The organism is Paraglaciecola chathamensis S18K6 (genome assembly GCA_000314955.1).
Taxonomy (GTDB): domain Bacteria; phylum Pseudomonadota; class Gammaproteobacteria; order Enterobacterales; family Alteromonadaceae; genus Paraglaciecola; species Paraglaciecola chathamensis.
Genome location: BAEM01000032.1, coordinates 332,688 through 343,608, shown reverse-complemented (window position 1 = coordinate 343,608; position 10,921 = coordinate 332,688). Strand labels below are relative to the sequence as shown.

The 10,921-nt window shown below is 43.6% G+C and carries 6 protein-coding genes; 2 read left to right on the top strand and 4 right to left on the bottom strand.

The window, feature by feature from the left end; genetic code table 11:
- Positions 1-48: 48 nt before the first annotated feature.
- From GCHA_RS11080 to GCHA_RS11070, 3 genes are all read right to left on the bottom strand, one after another.
- The gene (locus GCHA_RS11080) at positions 49-2,658 is read right to left on the bottom strand and encodes a TonB-dependent receptor plug domain-containing protein (protein ID WP_007988148.1); all 2,610 of its coding nucleotides are present in this window, start codon (positions 2,656-2,658) and stop codon (positions 49-51) included.
- A gap of 365 nt (positions 2,659-3,023) precedes the next feature.
- Positions 3,024-4,058 carry a protease SohB gene (gene sohB / locus GCHA_RS11075; protein WP_007988143.1) on the bottom strand — a complete coding sequence of 345 codons (1,035 nt, stop codon included), beginning with the start codon at positions 4,056-4,058 and terminating at the stop codon, positions 3,024-3,026.
- Between the two features lie 97 nt (positions 4,059-4,155).
- Positions 4,156-6,771 (bottom strand): VolA/Pla-1 family phospholipase, encoded by a 2,616-nt coding sequence (locus GCHA_RS11070; protein ID WP_007988141.1) that lies wholly within the window; start codon positions 6,769-6,771, stop codon positions 4,156-4,158.
- 259 nt (positions 6,772-7,030) lie between these two features.
- Here GCHA_RS11070 and GCHA_RS11065 point away from each other — a divergent pair, with 259 nt between their 5' ends.
- Positions 7,031-7,774, top strand: a complete 744-nt coding sequence (locus GCHA_RS11065) for a YciK family oxidoreductase (protein ID WP_007988139.1) — start codon at positions 7,031-7,033, stop codon at positions 7,772-7,774.
- A gap of 144 nt (positions 7,775-7,918) precedes the next feature.
- Here GCHA_RS11065 and glnS read toward each other — a convergent pair whose 3' ends face one another.
- Positions 7,919-9,595 (bottom strand): glutamine--tRNA ligase, encoded by a 1,677-nt coding sequence (glnS, locus tag GCHA_RS11060; protein WP_007988138.1) that lies wholly within the window; start codon positions 9,593-9,595, stop codon positions 7,919-7,921.
- 285 nt (positions 9,596-9,880) lie between these two features.
- Here glnS and GCHA_RS11055 point away from each other — a divergent pair, with 285 nt between their 5' ends.
- Positions 9,881-10,900: a LacI family DNA-binding transcriptional regulator gene (locus GCHA_RS11055; RefSeq protein WP_007988136.1), complete on the top strand. Its 1,020-nt coding sequence runs from the start codon at positions 9,881-9,883 to the stop codon at positions 10,898-10,900.
- Positions 10,901-10,921: the final 21 nt, after the last annotated feature.

Genomic DNA, 10,921 nt, shown 5'->3' with positions numbered 1-10,921 from the left:
CGTACGTAGTTAGCGCGACAGAGCTTTTTTTATAAGGTACTGAATAATTTAGAAGTTATACTTCGCTTTTACGTAGTAGAAACCACCATTATAATCAAACGGTCCATTTTCATAAAAGCGACCACCCACAGCTGCAAATGAGCTTGCTGGTAGCTCTTGCGCTTCTGTATCAAACAAGTTACTCGCACCTGCAGACAAGGTAATTTGGTCGGTGACAAAGTAACTTACTTCAGCATCAACCGTAGCACTGCTGCCAGCGTCTTCATTCCAACCACCTGGTTCTGCATCATCAGCATGTACCGCAAAGTACTCACCGAAATAGTTAACACGAATAAAGGCACTTACCGTATCCCAGCTCTGTGAAATGGTAAAAGTCGCTCTGTGATGAGGGATCCCTTCTTCGAGCAATTTAACTTTACCTGCACTGGTTGTGTCAGGGTTGAATTTCTCAACTTCAGTTTCATTCCAGTTGTAAGCTAGTGAGAACTTAGTATCACCGGCATCAAAAATGGGATGAGTATAGTTTGCCACTAAATCCAAACCTTGGGTTTTAGTATCAAAGTCATTAGCGAAATAGGTTACAGCCGAAATAAGTTCTGGGTTTTGCACACCCAAAGTTCTCAATTCTTCGTAATCCTCAGGGTTTACATCAATCTGGCTAGATTGAGCAATACGGTCTTCCACGGTGATGCTATATAAATCAGCACTAATAAAGAAATCACCACTTTGGTACACCGCACCAATAGCAAAACTTTGCGAATCTTCTGGTGTTAACTCTTTACCGCCATAAAACGCTGATAACGTATCAGTCGGTGGCGCCAAGAAACTCTGAATCAAATCACCACCAACAATCGAGGTTTGCGTATTAACCACATTTGCTTGACCAACTGTAGGCGCTCTAAACCCTGTACTGGTTGACGCGCGTAGTGAAAGTTCATCTGTCACGCTATATTGCGCTGTTAACTTGTAGTTAGTGGTATCACCAAAGGTGGTAAAGTCTTCGTAACGAACAGCTGCACCAATTAATAGGTCTTCCGTCAGATATGCTTCGACGTCAACATAAGCTGCGACACTACGACGCGTATTTGTTCCCTGAGACTCAGGTCCAAAGCCTTTAAATCCGTGAGAGCCAATGTTAAAGCCCTGTGCTGCATAGTCTCCTGCTTTCCAAGATGCCTCTTCACCAGCAACGATTTCAAACGACTCTTCACGCCATTCAAGACCACCTGCAAGGTTTAGTGAATCAATTGCGTCAACATCAATTTGTTTAGATAAGTCTAAGTTGAACATCTTTTCTAGCTGAATATATTTACCCGTATCAAACTCAGTCGGCGTATCAAGGCCAAGCGATGGGTTAAGCGTATTCGTAAGGTTAAACGCTGACTCACTGCGCCCGACTGAACCACTTAAGTCAAAAAACGCTCCAGATAAGAAGCCGCTTTTCAATTCGCCTTCAACACCAATTACTAATGATGTATCGGTGATATTTCCACCAAACGCTGGAGTATAACCACCAGGGAAAATTTGGTTCATTGAGAAACAGTTTGGATCGGCCACCATTTGTTGATAAGCCGCAGTTTCTAGTACATTACCGTCCACCACTGAGCCATCAGCTTGCACAACCTTTGGTATAGCAACAGTCGCACAGGTGCGCTCTGCTCCTTCAGCTTGTGCAACATCACCGACCAATAGCGTTTCACCGCCATCGTTAGAATAGACCTGCCCACGGTTGTGCGGGTTGCGGTAGTAAAAACCACCTACAATGTCACGTTCAGAATAGTTACCGAACATGTAAAATTTCTTATCATCACCAAGATCAAGACCGACATTACCAAATACACTAATGTCATCGTTGATTTCAGGGTTACCCCAAATTTGCGCAGGATCGCCAACAGCTGTGTTGCCTTGGGCTATCAAATTAGCGGCATCAGGACGTTGTACACTGCGACTGGTTGCGTCAGCATTTTTAAGTTGAAAACTTAAGTTAGCATAACCATCATCGGTAAATGGTAGGCCAAGGTTACCTTCCACCGTGGTAGTAGCACCGTCGCCTTCGTAGTATTCACCACGCTTAACAGATAACGAACCACCTTCTGCGTCATCCTTTAATACAAAGTTCATTACACCGGCAATAGCATCAGAGCCATACTGCGCAGCGGCACCATCTCGAAGAACTTCCACTTGCTTCAAAGCTGAGCTAGGAATAACCGAAATATCAGGGCCTTGCGCGCCATCGTTTATCCCACCACCTTGGAATGCAATAACAGAAGCGCGATGACGTCTTTTGCCATTGACTAACACAAGCGTACTGTCTGACGATAAACCACGTAAATTTACTGGGCGAATAAGGGTTGCAGCATCTGAAATAGGCTGCGCACGTGCCGTAAATGAAGGCACAGTGCTGACCAACATATCAAGCATGTCAGTAGACGCAGACTTTCCTAACTCATCTCCACCAATGATATCAATTGGAACAGGAGAGTCCGCAACTGAACGAGGTGCTGAGCGGCTCCCTACAACCGCGATTTTCTCTACATCAGCGCTATCGTCTTTAACTTCTTGAGCATAAACTGGGCTAATAGCAGTAACCGCTACCGCCGTGGATGTAGCGATAACGTAGCGAATACTTTTCGTTAATTTGTTTAATGACGTGTTCATTTTATATCCAACTTTATTGTGTTTTTTAATTGCGCATGCGACATCTTATTATTGTTTTATCAAGCTGGGCTGATTGACATTGCGCGGTTGAGAATTCAGTAAAACTCTCTGGTTTCTATTGAATTGCATATTATTTATAACGATAAAAAGTTGAACTTACAAACACATTGCGAGGTCGAAGGACGATAGCAACCACTAACAGTTACAATCACTAAAATATCAATTTAAACAGGTCAAATTTATCACCAATATGGGCTTTACGATATTTTATATAATTAAAATTTGTACAGCGCTTTATTGCAGATAAAAAAATACCGGCTAAAAGCCGGTATTTTTTATACAAAACTAATCTTTTGTCTAATTGCCTATTTTGGAATAATTTGTGTTTTATGCCAAAGTTTCATTAGTGTATTAGCAACCCCATGGCTAACTGACATACCGAATTTTTCAGCCAAATTCTTTTTCACCGAATACTTCACTGAATAGATCTTTTTATCACTATTTGCACTGAGTAAAAAATCATCCGATGTTTGGATCGTATCCACAAGCCCAAGCTCTAACGCTTTACTCCCGTACCAATATTCTCCGGTGGCAACAGTATCAATCGCTAAGGCTGGTCTGTGCTCTTGAACAAACCCCTTAAACATTTGATGCACATCTTCAAGTTCATCTCGAAACTTTTCACGTCCTTCATCATTGTTTTCGCCAAACATGGTTAAAGTGCGCTTAAATTGTCCCGCTGTATGCTGCTCAAACTCAATATCGTTTTTCTTTAATAACTTATTAAAGTTCGGGATCTGCGCGATAACACCGATCGAACCTATGATAGCAAACTTGGCGGCCAACACGTTATCAGCAACACAAGCCATCATATATCCACCACTGGCTGCCACTTTATCGACCGAAACCGTTAATGGTATCTTTTTGTCTTTTAAACGTTGCAACTGTGATGCAGCGAGTCCGTAGCCGTGTACGACTCCGCCACCACTTTCTAGACGAACTAAGACTTCATCTTTTGGTTTTGCAATGCAAATAACAGCTGTCACTTCTTCCCTAAGGTTTTCAACCTCATGAGCGTCCATAGAGCCATTGAAATCAATGACGTACAAGTTACCTTTTTCATCTTCTGCTTTGTTATTCTTAGCAGCTTTCTTGGCCGCCTTATCTGCTTTTTTCTGTTCCTTGTTTTTCTTTTTAAGCTCGTCCTTGGTGCAAATCAGGTTATCAACGCTGCCCTTAATATCATCTAATCGCTCAGAAATTGAATCAATCTCTAGGTTCCCTTTGGATTGTTTTTGTTTGCTAACTAAACTAACAATCCCACCAACGACTAATAATATAGCAATAACAATCGTTACCGCTTTGGCTATAAATAAACCGTATTCATACAAAAATTCCAATTCTATGTGCTCCTTAATGACTGACTTAAGCGATATTGGGACTAATTTACAAAAAAAAAGCTAGGCATGGCCTAGCTTTCATCAATAAGGCAAAGAATTAGTTTGCAACAACAGACTCGTCTGTGATCACAATATTGTTCCCTTGTGAGCCAAAATAGTTCACAGCTTGAGTTTGCATCTCTGTGGTAGCAGCCAAACTTGGTGAAGGAACAAACAAAGATTGGTGTGCTCCAGCTGAGAAGTAGACCACACCACTTTGCGCTGCATCGCCTTGTGACGTTGACGAAACTTGTGATAAGCCCATGACCTGAGACAAAGGAATACCACCAGATAAAGGTAACGCCGTTACCACCGGATTCACTTGATCGGTTAGCGCTGTTGTACCGTCATCATTCACGCCGCCACCTACAACCAACTGCATTAATGTCGGTGTATTGCTGCTCATGCGCTGGGCATAGTTAATAGGGTCGCCCGCATCTAGTATGGTTTGTGCTGCGAACACGAACTGACTAAAAGTCGCAGCAATTTCTGCGCGCGCATCGTCCTCTAATGCTTCATCAAACGCAATGTAAGCTGGACGAATCGCCGCTTCAATTGACAAATCATTTGCTGCAGCGTATTGCCTTAAGAACGTAGCAAAATCCTCTGAAGACTCCGCTAATAAAGACCCTTTAATTAATGGACCAAAATCCGGTGATTCTAGAAGGAAGTTAGCAACACCACCAGAAGGAACATTCAGTACAGCTGTGTCTACCTTATACATATCGCTAAACGCAGCAAAGTCACCTTCAAACGGTGTGTTCGCATTAGCCAATGTGTTCATGCCCGAAATCGACCCTAAACTCTGGGCGATAAAATGTACTTCTGATGTATCAATATCGACGATCCCTGAACCATCGTTTATGGCATTAAGGGCCAGGCGCAATCCAAGTGTGTCGGACGCGCTTTGACGCAAGTTGTCGCGCGCCGTTATTAAGCTTGCCAGGTTCATATAATCAGTTGGTGAGTGAGTCGATGCATTCACAACAGTACCGTCAGCTAATGTAAAACCACGCCCGCCGTGTAACGGATGATCAATTGCAACTGTAGCAAAACCAGCTAGAGAAAACGCTGCCGCTACAACTAAGGCATTTTCTTTTGCTCCAGTAATACCATGTTGAACGATGATCACCGGCCAGCCATTATCAGGCTTAGTTTGCATTGGGATCGCACCATTTGTCGCTGCAGAGAGCATAGCAATCACAGACTCGTCAGGTACGGTAAATTGCACACCTAAGGTTTCAGTGCCTGCTTCATTAATCAATGTCGAATCATCATCGGTGTTTGTCCCTTGGGCGATAGGCAAAGGGTTAAACTTGGTTAGGTTGCGTGGATCATCAATACCCAAAGACGATAAATCAAGATCGCGTAACTGCCCGCCCGACGCTTGTTGACACAAGGCATCATTTGGCCCGACTGCGCCAGCTTGTATTAATGAGGCAACCGTTTCGGCCCCCATTAATTGCAGTGTTGCACCGCTAGTACACATAGCACGCCACCAATCCCCTAGCGGGTTAGTCGTGCTCAGGTAATAAGGTAGTTTAACTTCTGCTTCGATACGTTTAGCCGCACAAAACGGTCCAGCAAATGTGGCCGCTTGAGTTAATTCTGCGCTTGGGGAACCTCCTGAGGCAGTCACTGCAGCAGATAGCTCAGCACATGTTCCCAACCCTTGAGCCTGTAATGCGGTGTATGTGGCGCCCAATTGTGAATTAAGGGCCTCATACGCGTTGCTAACATTGTCACCTGAAACATCAAGCTGCGGCAAATAATCACGCGCTACAGACGCAGAAGTAGCAACGTCGCCACCCGTCGCAGTCATAGCCGCCCCGAATGCAGTAGCGTAACCTGCAATTTGCAGATTTTTAACCGAGTCCATCACACTGCCAGCCGAGACCGTCGAGAAGTATGAGGCATATGAAATCGCTTCGCGTTCAATGCCCGTGGGAATAATAACGTCAACAATGCTATTGACTAACGTTTGTAGTTGCAATTGCTCGTCTGTTGAAAGCGGTAGAGTGCGTATGTCTTGGCGGGCTAGCTCCCAAGAGCTTGAACCTTTGATACTTTTGCCGTCTGTATCTAAAAGAGAATCTGTTACCACCAACATATGGCCTTGACCAGCCGCCAGTGGTTTTAATGGAATAACCGTGATCGAACCTGTCCCAGCTCCTGACTCGTATGAGGCAATGAAATCTTCGCCGTACACCAATTCATCACCTAGTTCACAAGGCACGCCTGGAGCAGCAGCAGCGGCCGCAATTGCTTGACACGTTTCTGAGGTACCCTCTAACGCTTGGGTAGCCTGAAATAACTTAATTGATGATCCATTAACACTACTGGCATCAATATCAAGACCGGTAGGTAAAGTGACATTAATCGAGAAAGGATTCTGAGTCGACCATCCATCTAGCGCGCTTAGTGCGTGTTCAGGGTTGCCGCCATCAAACGTTTCCGTCCCTTCTGTATTTAACGTAAAATCGAAAAAGCTACCGCTTGGTAACATCAATAAATCATTCGGTAAATTAAGGTCGCTGTTGGCAGGATCAAATACCACCCGAGCAAACGGTTTCTCTACGGGGGTATCGGTCTCTAAATCTGCTACCGAGTCTCCATTACAGCCTGTTAGTCCCAGCACAGCTGCGATACTCGCACTAAGCAAAAGTTTATTCATTGTATTTCCCTACCTCTTTATTATTTCAATTGGCTTTGCATGTTCTTGGAATCAATTCGACCTATGCACATTTATCATCGATATAAATAACACGTTAGACCAGTTACTTCCTGAACCATCTTATTTAGTTTGATATTGATTTGCAAAGGTTTGTTAACAACATGTAACGTAAAACAATCCAGTCTTCCACGACTATTTCGGTAGGATATTTTCACATCTAAATGATAAAATCAGCAAAATTTACTTGAAATAGAAATATATGTTTAATTTTCAACCAACCAGCGGGCTTTTAACGTCGAAAACGATACTTGTTACTGGCGCAGGCGATGGCATAGGGAAAGAAGCGGCCTTACAATTTGCTAAGTACGGCGCCACTGTCATCTTGCTCGGTAGAACGGTCAGTAAGTTAGAAGCCGTTTATGACGAAATTGTCGCAAATGGAGGCCCGGAGCCAGCTATTATTCCGTTAGATTTGCAAGGCGCTACGCCGCAGCACTATCGCGACATGGCCAACACGATTGACAATCAGTTCGCTAGCCTGGATGGCGTATTGCACAACGCAAGCCTGTTAGGTCATCTTGAACCTTTCCAGCAAATCAATGAAGACGATTGGAATAACGTGATGCAAGTCAATGTGAATAGTCAGTTTTTTATGACTCAAGCGCTGATACCGGTAATGAAGAAATCGACAAACGCATCGCTTGTTTTCACCACCTCCAGTGTTGGTTTGAAAGGGCGCGCTTATTGGGGCAGTTATTCAATTTCGAAATTCGCCACCCAAGGCATGATGGAAATCATAGCGGATGAAAACGAAAATACCTCAATTCGAGCAAATTGTATTAACCCAGGCGGCACTCGCACCAACATGCGGGCACAAGCTTACCCAGCAGAAGATGCAAGTAAGTTAAAAACCCCTGAAGAGATCATGCCGCTTTATTTGTATTTAATGAGTGATGCAAGTAAGCATGAATCAGGCAAAACATTTCACGCACAGCCTAAGTAGTTTTTCAAAGCAGATAATTATCGTCACTTGGCACAAGTAACGCTGTCTCTAGATGATATAAAAAAGCCCCTGTTATTTAAAAAATAACAGGGGCTTTTTCAATAATGCTATTTTGCTAATGTCACATACACATGTGAACTGGTATTAATCACCAATCTTTGCCCACGTGTCGCGCAAGCCAACCGTACGATTAAACACTAATTTGTCTGCCGTGCTGTCTTTGTCAAAACAAAAATACCCAGTACGCTCAAACTGATAGGCGTGTATCTCTGATGAATTGACATCAACCTTGGCCAAGCTTGGTTCAACCCAGCCGTTCTTAACCGTTAACGAATTCGTATTAATACAGGCCGCAAAATCTTCTTCAGCCGCGGGGTTAGGCACAGAGAATAGACTGTCATATAAACGGATTTCAGCCGCAACAGCATGCTCAGCTGAAACCCAGTGGATCACGCCTTTTACCTTGCGACCATCAGCTGGATCTTTACCTAAAGTATCAGGGTCATATTCACAAAATATGGTGGTTACATTGCCCTGCTCGTCTTTTTCAACGCGCTGTGCTTTGATCACATAAGCATTTCGTAAACGTACTTCTTTGCCTAATACCAAACGCTTAAACTTCTTATTGGCTTCTTCTCTAAAGTCTTCAGCCTCAATGTATATCTCTTTGGTAAAAGGAACTTGGCGACTGCCCATTTCAGGTCGATTTGGATGATTAGGTGCATCCAATAATTCGACACCATCTTGGGGATAGTTCTCTATTACGATTTTAACGGGCTCAAGCACGGCCATAGCACGAGGAGCATTTTCGTTGAGCTCATCCCGCAGCGGTGCCTCTAGCATGCCCATTTCAACCATGTTATCCATTTTGGTCACGCCGATGCGTTTACAAAACTCACGGATTGAAGCTGCGGTAAACCCTCTGCGGCGCAACCCAGCTATCGTTGGCATACGGGGGTCGTCCCAACCGCTAACATACTGCTCTTCTACTAACTGAATCAGTTTTCGTTTGCTCAAAACGGTATATTCAAGATTCAATCGAGAAAACTCGTATTGACGAGGCACAACATCAATAGTGATATTTTCCAACACCCAGTCATATAAACGACGATTATCCTGAAACTCCAAAGTACATAAAGAGTGAGTGATACCCTCTATTGCATCAGAGATACAATGGGTAAAATCGTACATGGGATAAATACACCACTTATCACCTGTTTGATGGTGATGGGCGAATTTTACGCGGTATAACGCTGGGTCGCGCATACACATAAACGGCGACGACATATCAATTTTAGCGCGCAGTAGGCACTGGCCTTCTTTGTATTCGCCGTTTCTCATCTTAGCAAATTGCGCAAGATTCTCTTCAATCGAAGTATCGCGATATGGACTGTTGGTACCTGGCTTTGTGAGGGTGCCGCGCATCTCACGTACTTGTTCTTGATTAGAAAAATCAACGTACGCTAATCCTTTTTCAATCAATTCCAGCGCATACGCGTGCAATTGGTCGAAGTAGTTAGAAGAATAGCGAGCCTCGCCCTGCCATTCAAAACCAAGCCATGTGACATCGTTTTTGATCGCATTAACGTAATCAATGTCTTCTTTGTCAGGGTTGGTATCATCAAAGCGTAAATTGCATTGTCCTTGGTAATCCTGAGCGATACCGAAATTTAAACAAATCGATTTTGCGTGACCTATATGTAAATAACCGTTTGGCTCTGGTGGAAAACGCGTTTGCACTTGTGTATGCAAACCCGATTGCAGATCTTTATCGATGATTTGACGAATGAAATTGGTCGGACGACTTTCGGTCTCGGCCATTAATAATTACCCCTAACGCTAATACATGGAAAACAGCGGATATTATACCAGTATTCTACGCCCGAAAAGCCCTTTTATTAGCAAGCCAGTGAATATGATGTAATTAAATAGGTCATAATAAGGACACTTTAAATAAGCTAAATCAGCGACTTAACATTTAGTATAATAAACGTGCAAAAACCCAGCGTGTTGGTATTTTGTTAGGGATTTAAAAAGCTGGCTAGTGTATAACTCTTATTTATAAATGGTCTATTGTTCTGTGTTTGTTGAATAAGGTTTCTAATAATGAAAGAGAAAGCTACATCGTTTGATATTGCCCATCACGCTGGTGTATCGCAGTCTACGGTGTCTCGTGCACTTCGCAATAGCCCTTTAGTTAATAAAGAAACTCGTGAAAAAGTGCAAGCCATAGCTCGTGAACTTAATTATAAAGTTGACAAGAACGCCAGTAACCTAAGGCGTCAGCACAGTAAAACCCTAGCGCTTTTGTTGTTCGAAGACCCAACATCAGATAATTCTCTCATTAATCCTTTTTTTCTATCCATGCTTGGCAGTATCACGCGGGCATCGGCAAATGCTGGATATGACTTACTAATTTCATTTCAAAATTTAAGCGATGATTGGCATGCTGAATATGAAGATTCAAATAAAGCCGATGGCATTATCCTATTAGGATATGGCGATTACACAGAATACTGCACTAAGCTTACTCAGCTCGAGGCACAAAACACGCATTTCGTGCGCTGGGGCGCCCTTGATGATGAACACCCGGGTGTTTCAATTGGTTGTGATAATTTCCAAGGGGGATTTGACGTTACCCAGCACCTACTCGATCTGGGTCGAAAACGATTTGCCTTTATCGGCGGGGCAGATTCCCGTGCGCCTGAGTTTTTTGCCCGCTACCAGGGCTATCATAAAGCGTTGACGCTTGCTGATGTAGCGCAAAGTGCCGTACAGCAGGACGCAATATCAACCGAAGATTCGGGCTACAGCGCGACCTTATTACTACTTGAACGTCATCCCAATATTGATGCCATCGTGTGTGCTAGTGACCTGATAGCCATAGGTGTGCTTCGAGCCTTACGCGATAGCAATATATCGATCCCACAACAAATTGCCGTCGTTGGCTTCGACAATGTCCCTGTCGCGAGTTTCGCTACACCAGGCTTAACCACGGTCAAGCAAGACACAATTTTAGCCGGTGAGATTTTAGTAGACAGTTTATTAAGGTTAATCGCGGGGGAAGAAGTGGAGCATTACTTAATGCATGTTGATCTTGTTATCCGTCAGTCCAGCGGAGCATAGTACTAAATAACGTACTTGCTC